We start from the raw sequence: 13,815 nt of genomic DNA, 5'->3' as shown, positions 1-13,815 counted from the left end.
CTTGGTCCTTGAACCAAAGACTTTGGTGATGCAGATAACTATTAGCGAATCCCGGGATCTAAGTCATTTCAGAGGGAGGCCACAGATGCCCATCAAAGTCGGACAAGATACTGCCAAAACACGCCGCAACCTTAGCGTGAATGGCAAATCCATTTCATATTACTCGATCCCTGCCGCCCAAGAGGCTGGTCTGGGTGATTTTTCCAAGCTTCCCGCCGCGCTCAAAGTGGTTCTGGAAAACATGCTGCGGTTTGAGGATGACGGCTTTTCCGTCGCGGTCGACGATATCAAAGCCTTTGGCGAATGGGCACGTAATGGCGGCAAGAACCCGCGCGAGATTGCGTATCGCCCCGCCCGCGTGTTGATGCAGGACTTTACCGGCGTTCCGGCTGTTGTTGACCTGGCCGCGATGCGCGATGGCATCAAAGGGCTGGGCGGCGATGCGCAGAAGATCAACCCGCTGAACCCGGTTGATCTGGTCATCGACCACTCGGTTATGATCGATGAGTTCGGCAACCCGCGTGCGTTCCAGATGAACGTGGATCGCGAATATGAACGCAACATGGAGCGTTACCAGTTCCTGAAATGGGGGCAGTCGGCCTTTAACAACTTCCGTGTTGTTCCCCCCGGAACCGGCATCTGCCATCAGGTGAACCTGGAATATCTGGCCCAGACCGTCTGGACCGACACCGACCAGAACGGCGACGAGGTTGCCTACCCCGACACGCTGGTTGGTACCGACAGCCACACCACGATGGTCAACGGTATGGCCGTTCTGGGCTGGGGTGTTGGCGGGATTGAGGCCGAGGCCGCGATGCTGGGGCAGCCGATCTCGATGCTGATCCCCGAGGTTGTAGGTTTTGAGCTGACCGGCGCGATGCTCGAAGGCACCACTGGCACTGACCTTGTTCTGAAAGTCGTCGAGATGCTGCGCGCGAAAGGCGTGGTGGGCAAATTCGTCGAGTTCTACGGCGAAGGTCTGGACCGTCTGCCGCTGGCAGACCGCGCGACGATTGCCAACATGGCCCCCGAGTATGGCGCGACCTGCGGTTTCTTCCCGATCGATGGTGAGACCCTGCGCTATATGCGTAACACCGGCCGGGATGAGGATCGCCTGGCACTGGTCGAAGCTTATGCCAAGGAAAACGGCCTTTGGCGTGATGAGAACTACGCGCCCATCTACACTGACACTCTGACGCTGGACATGGGCACGATCGTTCCCGCTATCTCCGGCCCGAAACGCCCGCAGGACTATGTTGCGCTGACCGACGCCAAGGCGGCATTTACCAAGGAAATGTCCGAAACCTTTAAGCGCCCGATGGGCAAGCAGGTCGTGGTCAAGGGCGAAAACTACGGCATGGAATCGGGCAAGGTCGTGATCGCTTCGATTACTTCCTGCACCAACACCTCGAACCCTTACGTGATGATTGGCGCCGGTCTGGTCGCGAAAAAGGCGCATGAGCTGGGCCTGAACCGGCAGCCTTGGGTCAAAACCTCGCTGGCCCCCGGTTCGCAGGTTGTGTCAGAATACCTTGAGGCGGCTGGCCTGCAGCAACATCTGGATGCCATCGGGTTCAACCTGGTTGGTTATGGCTGCACCACATGCATCGGCAACTCTGGCCCGATCCAGAGGGAGATCAGCGAAGCGATTGCCGAAGGCGATCTGGTCGCAACTTCAGTTCTTTCGGGCAACCGCAACTTTGAAGGCCGGATTTCGCCGGACGTGCGTGCAAATTATCTGGCCTCGCCGCCGCTGGTTGTAGTCTATGCGTTGGCTGGCACCATGGATATCGACCTGACATCCGAGCCGATTGGGCGGGACAAGGACGGCAATGACGTCTTCATGAAGGACATCTGGCCGACCCAAAGCGAAATTGCCGAGCTGGTGCAGGAAACTGTCACACGCGAAGCGTTCCAGTCGAAATATGCGGATGTCTTCAAAGGCGATGAGAAATGGCAAAGCGTCGAGGTTCCGCAACAGGAAACCTATGACTGGCCGCCGACTTCGACCTATATCCAGAACCCTCCCTATTTTCAGGGAATGGGTACCGAGCCGGGCACGATCTCAAATATCGAAGGGGCCAAGGTGTTGGCGATTCTTGGGGACATGGTCACGACCGACCACATCTCACCCGCAGGTTCTTTTGCAAGCACTTCACCTGCCGGTCAGTACCTGATCGAACGTCAGGTGCAGCCACGCGAGTTCAACTCCTACGGTTCCCGCCGCGGCAATCACGAGGTCATGATGCGTGGCACATTCGCCAACATCCGCATCAAGAATGAGATGCTGGACGGCGTCGAAGGCGGCTATACCAAAGGTCCTGACGGCGAACAGGCTTCGATCTACGACGCTTCGATGGCCTACCAGGAACTAGGCCTTCCGCTGGTCGTCTTTGGTGGCGAGCAATACGGCGCCGGCTCATCCCGGGACTGGGCTGCCAAGGGCACGGCCTTGCTGGGCGTCAAAGCCGTGATCGCCGAAAGCTTTGAGCGTATCCACAGGTCCAACTTGGTTGGAATGGGCGTAATCCCGTTCGAGTTCACCGGCGGCGACACCCGCAAGACATTGGGCCTGACAGGCGAAGAAACCGTATCAATCCACGGCTTGGATTCGGTCGAGCCGCTGCAAGAGGTGCCCTGCACCATCATTTTCGGCGACGGAACCGAGAAAACAATCACGCTGAAATGCCGGATCGATACCGCGCCCGAGATCGAATACATCGAAAACGGCGGCGTGCTGCAATATGTGCTGCGGAACCTTGCCAAGGACGCTTAAAAGCAACAAAGCCCCGGCCAATGCGCCGGGGCTTTTTCTTGGGTGCCAGCGTAACTAGCAGAAACAAGAAATAGAGCGCGTGCAGCAGGCACGCTTCGCATGGCAACGGATCAGATCACTGGCCGGCTTTTTCCAATGCCGGGCGTATCCTGCTTTCGATGACGCGCTGCGTAATCGGACCGGCAAAGCGCAGGATGATCGTGCCCTCTCCGTCGATCACATAAGTTTCCGGAACACCGTAAAGACCCCAGTCCAGCGCCATGCGCCCTTGTTCATCCCGTCCGATGGCCTCATATGGGTCGCCCAGTTCGGTTAGAAAACCTTCGGCATTGGCCAACTGATCCTTGTAGTTGATGCCATAGACCGGGATGCCCTCTTCGGACAGCGCCTCAAGGTTGGGATGCTCGGCCCGGCAAGGGGCACACCAGCTGGCCCAATAGTTGACCAGCTTGACCTCACCATCACGCAGGGTGTCATCGTCGAACAACGTTTTGCCCGGAAACTCGGTCAGAACGACAGGTGGCGCGGGCTGCCCTTCGCGTGCAGATGGCAAGGCATCGGGGTCATCCCGGAACATGCCAATGCCGGCCAAAACGGCAAAAGCGCCGAAGATCAACGGCGGCGCAATCATCAGTGGTGAGATTTTAGCCATTGCGTGACATCCTGTGTTCGAGCTTTTCCATTTCCGCCCGGACTTTGCGCCCACGCATTACGCTGAGAACGACCAGTGCAATCAGCAACCCCAGCGAGGCCGCATAGGACCACAGGACCGCGTCGGCATATTTTCCAAGATCAGGGATCATCCGTTTAGCCTTTCTCGCGCCAGCAGCGCCTTGATCCGTCGCGCCCGGATTTCCGTTCCTGTGCGATACAGAACCAACGCAATGAACAGCAGCACAAAGCCGATGATACACAACAGCAGCGGATAGAAATAAATGTTGCTGACTTTTTCTTCGGTATCCGCGCCGGTGACGGCTGCGGCGCGCATCACGGATGCCCCCTGATGCAGGCCTTGGTTCCAGAAGTTCACCGCATAGCGGCTGAGCAAGGCAAAAACCGACCCCACCAGACACAGGACCGAGGTCAGATCGGCGGCTGTATCGGAATCCTCGATCGCTTCCCACAGGGCTACGTAGCCAAGGTAAAACAGAAACAGGATCAGGAAAGCCGTCAGGCGTGGATCCCAGGCCCACCACGTGCCCCACATCGGTTGCCCCCAGATCGCGCCGGTTGCCAACGCGATCAGGGTCATCACGATACCGATGGGAGCTGCCGCTCGCGCAGCGAGTGCACTGACATGGTGGCGGCGCACCAGCCAGACCAAAGATGTGGCCAGCATCATCAGCCAGCAATTGATCGCCATCAGCGCCGCAGGCACATGCAGGTAGATGATCTTGACGGTCGAGCCCTGTTTGTAGTCATCCGGCGTGAAGAAAAAGCCCCAGATCAGCCCGACGACCAGACACACAAAAGAAGTCATCCAGAAGAACGGTAGGACCCGCTCGCTGGTCGCGAGGAATTTGCGCGGGTTGGCGTATTCCCAGAGGGTATTGGCTTTGGCTGCGATAGACATGGGCTCTATTTAGTCCGACTCGTGTTTGTTCTCAATTGACATCAGTCAAACTGCGACCGTGTCACCGAAGGTTGATCCGCAACACGGCTGCGCTGGCAAAAGGCAACAGAGCTATCGTGGCCGCCGTGATCCCTGCCAGCATCAACAGCGGTGTCTGCGTTTCCATCTCCGTGGCGCCGCGGCGTGCGATTTCGGCCCCGAAGATCAGCGTGGGAACATACAGCGGCAGGACAAGCAATGACAACAATAGCCCCCCGCGTTTCAGGCCGACAGTCAGAGCTGCGCCGAAGGTCCCGATCACACTCATGGCCGGGGTGCCGACCAAAAGTGAAATCACCAGCCAGAAAAAGCCTGGCACCGGCAAGTTCAGTAGCACACCCAGAAACGGCGCGGCCAGAACCAGTGGCAAACCCGTTGTTATCCAGTGGGCCAGCGCCTTGATCGACACAACCGCCTCAAGCGGCAAGGGCGCGGTGGCCAACAGGTCAAGCGACCCGTCTTCCCAATCCAACGCAAGCAAACGATCAAGCGATAACAGGCAGGCCAAAAGCGCGCCCAGCCAAAGCACACCCGGGGCAATGGTCGACAGCAGCGAAGATTGCGGGCCGACTGAGAACGGCACCAGAACGGTCACAATTAAAAAGAACGCCAGACCAAGGCCAAAACCCCCGCCCGCGCGGAAGGCCAGTTTCAGGTCGCGCAGCAGCAGGGCGATCACAGGAAGCCTCCGTCAAAGTCGTCGATGGGTTTTGGTTTGGCTTTGTTGGGACCCACATCCAGCACCGCACCGTCCAGACCAAGGTCGATATGGGTGGCGATCAGGGCGGAACCGCCCTGCCCTAGATGGGCACGAACGGTATCGGCGAACATCTGGACGGCGCTTTTGTCCAGTGACACCGTCGGTTCGTCCAGCATCCAGATCGGCCGCCCGGTGACCAGCATCCGGGCCAGTCCAAGGCGACGTTTCTGCCCGGCGGACAGGTTTCCCGCATGGCGGTCCGACAGCTCGTTCAAAGCAAAGGCATCCAATGCCGGTTGGATGTCATCTGTCCCAAAGACCGAGGCCCAGAAGGTCAGGTTTTCCACAACCGTCAACGTTGGCTTTAACCCATCGGAATGCGAGGCGTAGGCAATTTGATCCTCGGCCCCGTCAATGGTTCCGCTCAACGCCGGCTGCAACCCCGCAAGTGTACGCAACAAAGTTGTTTTGCCGATCCCGTTTGGCCCACGCAGGATCAGTGCTTGCCCGGATTGAAGCGAGAAGTTGAGCCCCTCGAGCACGGGGATACCCCCGCGGGTGATGGCAAGATCGGTTACGGTCAGTGTCATACGTTCCCGCTTATCTTATTGCGCATAGGGGCAAAAGGCGGGATTTGCCGCAGGGCAATGCCCGAGCCGCTGTCGGATAAGTATGAAAATGAGGGGCCAGCCCTTCGCGCTCCTGGGATATTTTTGGCCAGATGAAACGGATCCCGTCAGGTGGGAAGCAAAGCCAGCGCGATGCGGCGGCCTTCGGAGAGCAGTACATTGTAGGTACGGCAGGCTGCAGGAGAGTTCATGATCTCAACGCCTATGCTGGCCTGCTCCAGCGCCGCTCGAAGTTCAGAGGGGATGTGGGCCAGATCTGCGCCCGTTCCGATCAACAGGACATCCACATGCCCAGCCAGTGCAAGCAAAGAGGATTGATCGTCGTATCCGCCCCAACCGGTGGTGCCCGATGGACCGGTCAGAACCGCCCCTTCGTGGACCTGGCCACCAATACGGAAAAAGCCGGGCCCGTAGCCATCGACCGGTGTTGCGTTGTTATATGTGATCTCATTCAACCGCATGGATATCTTCTATGCCCCAAAGCGGCAGGCCCGACAAGGCGGCCAGCGCGATAACAACGTAGGCGGCGGTGCGGTAGAGCTTTTCCTTTTCCGGGTTGAACAGCCAGCCGCCCAGCCAATTGCCCAAAAGGTTCGGAACCGACAAAGCCAGCCCCAGAACAACACTGTCGAAAGTCACGCGACCCATGGCAGACAGAGAGCCGAAAATAAGAAAGTCGAAGCCGAAAAGGAACAGCAGGATCGTGGCCCGAATGACTTCTACCGGCAGCGGACGGGACATGTAGAACAGGATCACCGCCGGTCCAGGCAACCCCGCGACGCCGCCGAGAAAGCCCGCAGCGCCACCGATCGCAGTCACCATCGCGCGTCGCACGCGGCCTTGGTAGCGTAATCCAAGGATCAGGATTGCGAGCATGAACAGCGCCAGGAAGCTGACTGCGTATCGGAACACCTCGGGCTCGACCTGCGTGAGGACCCATAGGCCAACAGGCAGGATCAAAGCGCAGCCAAGCAGCAGCCGTGCCAGGTCGCCGCGGTCCACGGCGCGCCACGCCCGTCGCAGATTGGGGAGTGGCCCGAAGATATCCATGATCGTCAGTCCGATCAGCGCCCCAAACGGGCCGAGGAACGGTGTGGCCAGAGGCAGAAAAATCAGCGCGGTGCCAAAGCCGGAAAACCCGCGTACGATGCCGCCTAGCGTCGCTGCAAAAAAGATAACGGCCAGCCCCGTGGGGGACTGGCCGAGCAGATCAGGCATCCACATTTGCGAACTGGTTGCCCGCGTTGTTGGACGGCTTCGACCAGTCGCGCTTGACGCCCAGCCACAGCAGGATGGTCGAGGCCACAAAGACCGAGGAATACGTCCCTACGATCACGCCCCAGATCATCGCGAAAACAAAGCCGCGGATCACGTCCCCGCCCAGTATGTAAAGCGAGATCAGCGCCAGCAGCGTGGTGACCGAGGTCATCACTGTCCGGCTAAGCGTTTCGTTGATCGAGATATTCAGGACCTCTTTCAGGTCTTTTTTCTTGTATTTCCGCAGGTTCTCGCGGACGCGGTCAAAGACGACCACGGTGTCATTCAGCGAATACCCCACGATGGTCAGCAACGCGGCAATGATGGCCAGGTCAAACCGGATTTGCAGTTCCGAGAAGATGCCGATGGTGAGGATTACGTCGTGGACCAATGCGGCCACCGCGCCTAAGGCGAACTGCCATTCGAAACGCAGCCAGATGTAGACCAGCACCGCCCCGATCGCCAATACCACCGCGATAACGGCAGTTTGGATCAGCTCACCGGACACTTTGGGGCCGACGGATTCAACGCTTTCAAATGGCAATTTGAGGCCGGGATCAGCCGCGGCAAGCACCTCGCCGACCTGAGTGATCACGTCCGATGTAACCGCCTCGGCGTCTTCTTGAGCTTGGATACGGATCATCGCAACATTCTCATCCGGTCCAAAGTTTGGATCGAAGATCTCTGTGATTGTCACATCCCCCAATTCCAACGGGGCAAGGGCGTCACGATAGACTCCGACATCAATCTCTTGGGTGCTTTGCGTCCGGATCGTTGTGCCACCGCGGAAGTCGATGCCAAAGTTCAGCCCCTGAAGCATGAAGGACGTGAACGCCACGATCATCATCAAGGCCGAGATACCGAGCCAGATTTTCCATCGGCTGAAGAAATCGAACGAGGTATTCTGGGGTACGAGTTTCAGTCTCATGTCAAACCTCGATCGTTTTCGGGCGGCGGCGTTCAAACCAGATCACGATCATCAGGCGCGTCACGAAGATCGCGGTGAAGACCGAGGTCAGAATGCCCAGACCCAGCGTGATGGCAAAACCGCGCACCGGACCGCTGCCCATGGCAAACAGGATAACAGCGGTGATGAATGTGGTCACGTTTGCGTCCAGAATGGCCGACAACGCCTTTTCATAACCCAGTTCGATCGCGCGCGCCGGGCCTCTGGCGGATTTCAGTTCTTCGCGGATACGCTCAAAGATCAGCACGTTGGCATCCACCGCCATACCAACCGTCAGCACGATACCGGCGATACCGGGCAGTGTCAGGGTGGCTCCGATCAGGGACAACAGGCCAAACAGCAGGCCGACGTTGATGATCAGGGCGATGTTGGCAAAGAGACCAAACAAACCATAGCTGAGCGCCATAAAGGCAAGCACGGCGACGAAGGCCACGATGGTTGCGACCTTACCCGCGTCGATGCTGTCCTGCCCCAGTTCGGGGCCGATTGTACGCTCTTCGAGGAATTCCAGCCCAGCAGGCAACGCGCCTGCGCGCAACAGAACAGCCAGATTGGTGCTTTCTTCAACGGTGAAGTTGCCGGTGATGATGCCCGACCCGCCAGGAATGTGACTTTGAATGACAGGGGCCGAGATGACCTCATCATCAAGAATGATTGCGAACGGCTGGCCGATATTTTCCAACGTATAGTCGCCGAACTTGCGTGCACCCGATGTGTTGAACCGGAAGCTGACTGCAGGACGACCGTTCTGGTCGAAGGCTGGCTGCGCGTCTACCAGCTCTTCACCGGTGACGACTGGGGCCGACTCGACTGTGTAAAACAAACCAGTTTCGTCGATGGAGGGGAGGACCTCTTCGCCAATCCCCGGCACTGCGTCCGGGTTGGTGCCCCGCCCCACAACGGGATTGAATGTCAGCTGAGCGGTGGTGCCGATGATCTCTTTCAGTTCACCAGCACTGCCGATACCCGGCACCTGTATCAGGATACGATCCGCACCCTGGCGCTGAATCGTGGGTTCACGTGTTCCGACCTCGTCAATACGGCGGCGCACAATCTCAAGCGACTGGCGCACAGTGCGGTCGTCTGTGGCAAGTTTTTCAGCCTCGGACAGTTGAACGACGATTGTGTCGCCCTCAGCCCGCGCCTCGATATCGGTTGCACCTACACCGGTCAGGGTTTGCACCTGACGGGCCAGGCCGCGCACAACTTCAAGCGCGCGGGACATGCCCTCGGGCTGGCTGATGCGCACCCGAATCTCGTCCGGGGCCGACTCTTGCTTGCGGATGGTGCCTACGGTGGCGCGCTCATCCCGCAGCGCATCGCGAATTTCGGGCCACATGGCCTCCATCCGGGATTCGTACACATCGCCGACCTGAACTTCGGCCAGCAGATGCGCACCACCGCGCAGATCGAGGCCCAGATTGACCAGCGATGACGGCAACCAGTTCGGCCATTGCGCCGCCTCGGCCTGCATTTCGGGAGTGTCGATGCCAAGCTCAATTGCGGCCTTGGCATCGTTGGATTGCTCGACGCGCGTATAAAACGCATTCGGCAGGGCAAGGATCAGACCGATCACGCAGACCAGCCAGATCAGAACCCGCTTCCAGGTATCAATTTGCAGCATTACCCTGCCTTTTCAAGGGATTGTAGCGCGAAGTTACTTCGCTGGTTCAGTCTTGTTCAGAACCTGCGCAATGGTCGACTTGACCACACGAACCTTCACACCCTCGGCGATTTCAACTTCGATCTCGTTGTCGCCTTCCTTGACCTTGGACACCTTGCCGATCATTCCACCTTGGGTGACGACCTGATCGCCGCGACGCACGGCTTCGACCATGGCCTGATGTTGCTTCATCTTTTTTTGCTGCGGACGGATCAGCAGAAAATACATGATCGCGAAGATCAGGATCAGCGGGAGAAACTGGGCGATTGCGCCACCTTCCATGGGATATTCCTTTGTTTTGGTGCTGCGGAGATACTCCGCAAATTTGGCGGGAACCTATGCTCTGAATTGCGCCTTTGCAAGCGAAGGCAACGCTGTACACCGCCGTGACCCGGCCACAGTGCACAAAGAACAAGCCAGGCGTTGCAGATATGTCCTAGGCACCTTGTTGAAACCGGGTATAGTTCGGGTTAAGGGGGACATATGGCAAGGCAATTCAAGCCCTTCCTTTTGCTGATTTATTTTCTGACAACCTTGGCGTCCAGCCTGTGGTTTTCGGATGTCGTACTGGCACAGGAAACACCAACAGAGTCCCCTGCTTCTGACGGGGCAGATTCGGACAGTTTCGTGGCTCCGGTCATCGTGGACGGGGACGTATTGTTCCAGGTCCGGGGATCCAGTGCCCTGCCCGCGCCAGAGCGGGCGGAAGACGTTCAGGACAAGATCATCGAAATCGCCGAAGCCTCGGATGCACCGACGGTTGAGGTGACATACGAAGAGACCGAGTTCGGCATTTGGACTCTGGCCGATGGCGAGAGAGTTTCGATCGTCACCGAAGCTGATGCCGAGTTGGATCAGATGGAGCTTAGCGTTCTAAGCGTTTTGCACGGGAACGCGATCAAACAATCCATCGAAGACTACCGCGCCAACCGCACCGATCGGGCGCGCGTGTCCGGTGCAATTGAGGCAGTGGCATGGACCATTGGTTTTGTGGCGTTTGTGGTGGCAATCCTGTGGGTGCACCGTCGGATTCGACGGAAGACATTAAAATTTGTCTCACTCCACCTCAAGGACGTGGAAACTGCCACAGCCAAAAGCGTTCAGGCCGAAGCGATCGCTGCGCTGGTACGATATGGGTTGAACTTCGTTCTGCTCATCATCTTCTTTCTCGGCTTTTATTACTACCTTTCGTTTGTTCTGCTGGCTTTCGCCGAAACCCGCTATTTTGCGCAGCTGTTGCTGACCTATCTGACCGAGCCGGTACTGCTGATCTTCAAAGGCATTATCAGTTACATCCCGAATTTGATCATGCTGGGCCTGATTTCTTGGGTGGCGCTGTACATTATCAAGGGGATGCGGGTGTTCTTCGACGCAGTCGAAGCGGGTTCCTTCGACATGGGCGATTTCGAAAAGCACTGGGTCAGCCCAACCTTCAACATTGCCCGTGTTGTGGTGATCATGATCGCATTGGTCTTTGCCGTTCCCTACATCCCCGGATCGGATTCGGCGGCGTTCCAGGGGTTGACGATCCTGGTGGGTGCCATGCTGTCGCTGGGTGCAAATTCTGTCGTCTCAAACATGCTGGCCGGACTGTTTGTGATCTATCGTCGCTCGACCTCGATCGGGGACCGCATTCAAATCGGCGACCACATCGGCGATGTAGTTCAGATCAAACTGATGGAGACGTATCTGAAATCCATCAAGAACGAACTGATCTCGATCCCTAATGCGCAACTGATGAACTCGGATGTGGTGAACTTCTCGAAGAAAACAGACGGCAGCGGACTGCTGCTGCACACCACGGTTGGCATTGGCTATGAAGAGCCGCCCGAGAAGGTCGAGGCGATGCTGATCGAGGCCGCCAACCGCACCAAGGGGATCAAGTCCAAGCCGGAACCGTTTGTTTTGTGGACAGCATTGGCCGATTACGCGATCAATTATCAAATCAACGGGTATTCGACACGCGGCAGTATTATTCCAAAGATAAAATCGGACCTTCATCGCAACATCGTGGCCGTGTTCAATGAAAACAGTGTGCAGATCATGACGCCCTCTTACATGGCTGATCCGCCTGATCCCAAGATCCCAACCGAACATTGGGATGGCCATCTGGCGCATGAAAAACACGAGGATGCCGATAAGTCGTAACCGGCGCTACACCCTGCCTTTCAGATGGTGCATAAGCGGTTTCAGTGATTCACGCATTTAAGGATCTGAACCATGCACGACATCCGCGCCATTCGCGAAAACCCCGCCGCCTTCGACGCCGCACTTGCGCGCCGTGGGGACGCGCCGGTGTCGTCAGATTTGCTGAGACTGGACGAAAGCCGCCGGGCCAAGATTCAGTCCGCAGAAACGGCACAAGCCGAACAGAACAAGGCCAGCAAAGAGGTCGGTGCCGCCAAGGCACGCGGCGACGAGGATGAATTCCAACGCCTGCGCGCACTGGTCGCCGAGAAAAAGGCCGAAATCGCCCGGATGCAGACCGAGGCCAAGGATCTGGACGCGCTGCTGACTGATCAGCTGATCCGCATCCCGAACCTGCCAGCCGAGGACGCGCCAGAAGGTGCGGACGAGAACGACAATGTCGAGGTCAACCGCTGGGGCACCCCGCGTGAGTTGGATTTTGCACCGAAAGAGCATTTCGAAATCGAAGCTGTTCAGAACGGCATGGATTTTGAAACGGCGGCAAAGCTGTCCGGCTCGCGTTTCGTCTTGTTGTCCGGCGGCGTTGCCCGCGTTCACCGCGCACTGGCGCAGTTCATGCTGGACACGCACATCAACGAAAACGAACTGACCGAAGTGAATGCTCCGGTTCTGGTTCTGTCCGAGATGATGCAGGGCACAGGCCAATTGCCGAAGTTTGGCGAAGACAGCTATCAGACCCGCGAAGGCTGGTGGCTGATCCCGACCTCCGAGGTCTCGCTAACCAATATCGTCAACGACACGATGATTGAAGAAAACTATCTGCCCCGCCGCTACACCGCGCATTCCCTGTGCTTCCGGTCTGAGGCCGGATCGGCTGGCAGGGACACGCGCGGCATGTTGCGCCAGCACCAGTTCGAAAAGGTCGAGATGGTCTCGGTCACCCATCCCGATAAGTCGGATGATGAACAAAAACGCATGCTGCGCTGTGCCGAGGGCATTCTGGAAAAGCTGGGCATCCCCTATCGCACTGTGATCCTGTGCACAGGCGACATGGGCTTTGGCGCGCGTCGGACCTTTGATATTGAAGCGTGGCTGCCGGGTCAGGATACGTACCGCGAGATCAGTTCGGTCTCGACCTGTGGTGATTTTCAGGCGCGCCGGATGAACGCGCGCTTCCGTCCCGAGGCTGGGGGCAAGCCGGAATACGTTCACACGCTGAACGGATCCGGTCTGGCTGTTGGGCGCTGCCTGATCGCCGTGCTGGAAAACGGCCAGAACGCAGACGGCACCGTCACCCTGCCCGAGGTTCTGGCCCCCTATCTGGGTGGCAAGCTGACGCTGCAACTGGACGGCACGCTGGCATAAGAAAACCGGCGGCCAACAGGGCGCCGGTTCAAAAGGCTTAAGGGCGGAGAAGGCTTACTTCTTCGCCTTTTTCTTATCCTTCTTTTTTTCTTTTTTCTTATCTTTCTTCTTGTCCGTCTTGTCGGCCTTTTTCTTTTTGTCTTTCTTCTTATCTTTCTTCGCCTTGGCCTTCACCTTGTCCTTGGCTTTTGAAAAGACCGCTTCCATTTCCTCAAGCTTTTTAGCGGCCTTTTCAGCCTTGGCTTTGGCCTTTGCCTTCTTTTTTGCTTTGGCTTCTGCCAGTTCGGCTGCGGCCTTTTCCTCAGCCGCTTTGCGCGCAGCCTCTTCCGCCCGCTTCTCGGCAGCGGCGGCGGCAATGGTCTTGCGGGGCGCTGTTCGACGCGCTGCAGGCTTTTTGGCAGGCGCGCGGCGCGTACTTGTTTTCGCAGCAGGGCGTTTGGCGGCTGGTTTCGCCGCGACGGGTTTTGCGGCTGCCGGTTTCGTTGCAATCGCCTCTTTCGCGGCGGCGATCAAAACGGCTGCGCGGGCTTTGCCGATACGAGGAACTTTGACCAGTGCAGCGGGGGTTGCCTTGGCAACGGCTTCAGCGGTTTTGAAACCGTTGGCGGCAAGTGACTTTCCCAGTCCCTCTCCAACGCCTTTTATTGCGGTCACTGCGGTCATTCTTTGTCCTTTCCGATTTTCCCTGCATTCTCTTA

14 protein-coding genes are annotated in these 13,815 nt (G+C 57.7%); 3 read left to right on the top strand and 11 right to left on the bottom strand.

Annotated elements, in window-relative coordinates:
* Nucleotides 1–85 precede the first annotated feature (85 nt).
* A complete protein-coding gene (gene acnA / locus AC2FLA_RS12145) occupies nucleotides 86–2,776 on the top strand; it encodes an aconitate hydratase AcnA (protein ID WP_496722478.1) in 2,691 nt (896 codons plus the stop codon).
* Nucleotides 2,777–2,891: 115 nt separating this feature from the next.
* On the opposite strand, the gene AC2FLA_RS12140 is transcribed toward acnA, so the two are convergent.
* The 10 genes from AC2FLA_RS12140 to yajC all read right to left on the bottom strand — a co-directional run bounded on the left by AC2FLA_RS12140 (nucleotide 2,892) and on the right by yajC (nucleotide 9,886).
* Nucleotides 2,892–3,428 (bottom strand): DsbE family thiol:disulfide interchange protein, encoded by a 537-nt coding sequence (locus AC2FLA_RS12140; protein WP_109311432.1) that lies wholly within the window; start codon nucleotides 3,426–3,428, stop codon nucleotides 2,892–2,894.
* Nucleotides 3,421–3,579, bottom strand: a complete 159-nt coding sequence (ccmD, locus tag AC2FLA_RS12135; RefSeq protein ID WP_186437450.1) for a heme exporter protein CcmD — start codon at nucleotides 3,577–3,579, stop codon at nucleotides 3,421–3,423. The genes AC2FLA_RS12140 and ccmD overlap by 8 nt, the downstream gene beginning before the upstream one ends.
* Nucleotides 3,576–4,349 carry a heme ABC transporter permease gene (locus AC2FLA_RS12130; RefSeq protein ID WP_496722476.1) on the bottom strand — a complete coding sequence of 258 codons (774 nt, stop codon included), beginning with the start codon at nucleotides 4,347–4,349 and terminating at the stop codon, nucleotides 3,576–3,578. Before AC2FLA_RS12130 ends, ccmD begins: the two co-directional genes overlap by 4 nt.
* Before the next feature lie 61 nt (nucleotides 4,350–4,410).
* Nucleotides 4,411–5,067, bottom strand: a complete 657-nt coding sequence (ccmB, locus tag AC2FLA_RS12125) for a heme exporter protein CcmB (protein WP_496722474.1) — start codon at nucleotides 5,065–5,067, stop codon at nucleotides 4,411–4,413.
* Nucleotides 5,064–5,678: a heme ABC exporter ATP-binding protein CcmA gene (gene ccmA / locus AC2FLA_RS12120; RefSeq protein ID WP_109311433.1), complete on the bottom strand. Its 615-nt coding sequence runs from the start codon at nucleotides 5,676–5,678 to the stop codon at nucleotides 5,064–5,066. The genes ccmB and ccmA overlap by 4 nt, the downstream gene beginning before the upstream one ends.
* 146 nt (nucleotides 5,679–5,824) lie before the next feature.
* Nucleotides 5,825–6,178: an Mth938-like domain-containing protein gene (locus tag AC2FLA_RS12115; RefSeq protein ID WP_496722473.1), complete on the bottom strand. Its 354-nt coding sequence runs from the start codon at nucleotides 6,176–6,178 to the stop codon at nucleotides 5,825–5,827.
* On the bottom strand, nucleotides 6,165–6,935 hold the full coding sequence (locus tag AC2FLA_RS12110; protein WP_496722471.1) for a sulfite exporter TauE/SafE family protein: 771 nt from the start codon (nucleotides 6,933–6,935) through the stop codon (nucleotides 6,165–6,167). Before AC2FLA_RS12110 ends, AC2FLA_RS12115 begins: the two co-directional genes overlap by 14 nt.
* Nucleotides 6,928–7,902: a protein translocase subunit SecF gene (gene secF / locus AC2FLA_RS12105; RefSeq protein ID WP_113789550.1), complete on the bottom strand. Its 975-nt coding sequence runs from the start codon at nucleotides 7,900–7,902 to the stop codon at nucleotides 6,928–6,930. Before secF ends, AC2FLA_RS12110 begins: the two co-directional genes overlap by 8 nt.
* A 1-nt stretch (nucleotide 7,903) precedes the next feature.
* A complete protein-coding gene (gene secD, locus AC2FLA_RS12100; protein WP_496722470.1) occupies nucleotides 7,904–9,565 on the bottom strand; it encodes a protein translocase subunit SecD in 1,662 nt (553 codons plus the stop codon).
* A 33-nt stretch (nucleotides 9,566–9,598) separates the two neighbouring features.
* On the bottom strand, nucleotides 9,599–9,886 hold the full coding sequence (gene yajC, locus AC2FLA_RS12095) for a preprotein translocase subunit YajC (RefSeq protein ID WP_058274044.1): 288 nt from the start codon (nucleotides 9,884–9,886) through the stop codon (nucleotides 9,599–9,601).
* Nucleotides 9,887–10,087: 201 nt separating this feature from the next.
* On the opposite strand from yajC, the gene AC2FLA_RS12090 reads away from it, so the two are divergent.
* Nucleotides 10,088–11,752 (top strand): mechanosensitive ion channel family protein, encoded by a 1,665-nt coding sequence (locus tag AC2FLA_RS12090; RefSeq protein WP_496722468.1) that lies wholly within the window; start codon nucleotides 10,088–10,090, stop codon nucleotides 11,750–11,752.
* A 72-nt stretch (nucleotides 11,753–11,824) separates the two neighbouring features.
* A complete protein-coding gene (serS, locus tag AC2FLA_RS12085; protein ID WP_496722467.1) occupies nucleotides 11,825–13,117 on the top strand; it encodes a serine--tRNA ligase in 1,293 nt (430 codons plus the stop codon).
* Between the two features lie 54 nt (nucleotides 13,118–13,171).
* On the opposite strand, the gene AC2FLA_RS12080 is transcribed toward serS, so the two are convergent.
* The gene (locus tag AC2FLA_RS12080) at nucleotides 13,172–13,780 is read right to left on the bottom strand and encodes a helix-hairpin-helix domain-containing protein (RefSeq protein WP_496722465.1); all 609 of its coding nucleotides are present in this window, start codon (nucleotides 13,778–13,780) and stop codon (nucleotides 13,172–13,174) included.
* Between the last annotated feature and the right edge of the window lie 35 nt (nucleotides 13,781–13,815).

This window comes from Ruegeria sp. CDSA033, from assembly GCF_059612305.1.
Note: the sequence above shows the minus strand (reverse complement) of the source record. Positions and strands in the feature narration are given on the sequence as shown.

Bases quoted from the DNA above. Each gene is read 5' to 3' on its own strand.
- serS (WP_496722467.1), top strand. From the start codon at position 11,825: ATGCACGACATCCGCGCCATTCGCGAAAACCCCGCCGCCTTCGACGCC.
- ccmA (WP_109311433.1), bottom strand. From the start codon at position 5,678: ATGACACTGACCGTAACCGATCTTGCCATCACCCGCGGGGGTATCCCC.
- secD (WP_496722470.1), bottom strand. From the start codon at position 9,565: ATGCTGCAAATTGATACCTGGAAGCGGGTTCTGATCTGGCTGGTCTGC.
- AC2FLA_RS12140 (WP_109311432.1), bottom strand. From the start codon at position 3,428: ATGGCTAAAATCTCACCACTGATGATTGCGCCGCCGTTGATCTTCGGC.
- ccmD (WP_186437450.1), bottom strand. From the start codon at position 3,579: ATGATCCCTGATCTTGGAAAATATGCCGACGCGGTCCTGTGGTCCTAT.
- AC2FLA_RS12110 (WP_496722471.1), bottom strand. From the start codon at position 6,935: ATGCCTGATCTGCTCGGCCAGTCCCCCACGGGGCTGGCCGTTATCTTT.
- secF (WP_113789550.1), bottom strand. From the start codon at position 7,902: ATGAGACTGAAACTCGTACCCCAGAATACCTCGTTCGATTTCTTCAGC.
- yajC (WP_058274044.1), bottom strand. From the start codon at position 9,886: ATGGAAGGTGGCGCAATCGCCCAGTTTCTCCCGCTGATCCTGATCTTC.
- AC2FLA_RS12080 (WP_496722465.1), bottom strand. From the start codon at position 13,780: ATGACCGCAGTGACCGCAATAAAAGGCGTTGGAGAGGGACTGGGAAAG.
- acnA (WP_496722478.1), top strand. From the start codon at position 86: ATGCCCATCAAAGTCGGACAAGATACTGCCAAAACACGCCGCAACCTT.
- AC2FLA_RS12130 (WP_496722476.1), bottom strand. From the start codon at position 4,349: ATGTCTATCGCAGCCAAAGCCAATACCCTCTGGGAATACGCCAACCCG.
- AC2FLA_RS12090 (WP_496722468.1), top strand. From the start codon at position 10,088: ATGGCAAGGCAATTCAAGCCCTTCCTTTTGCTGATTTATTTTCTGACA.
- AC2FLA_RS12115 (WP_496722473.1), bottom strand. From the start codon at position 6,178: ATGCGGTTGAATGAGATCACATATAACAACGCAACACCGGTCGATGGC.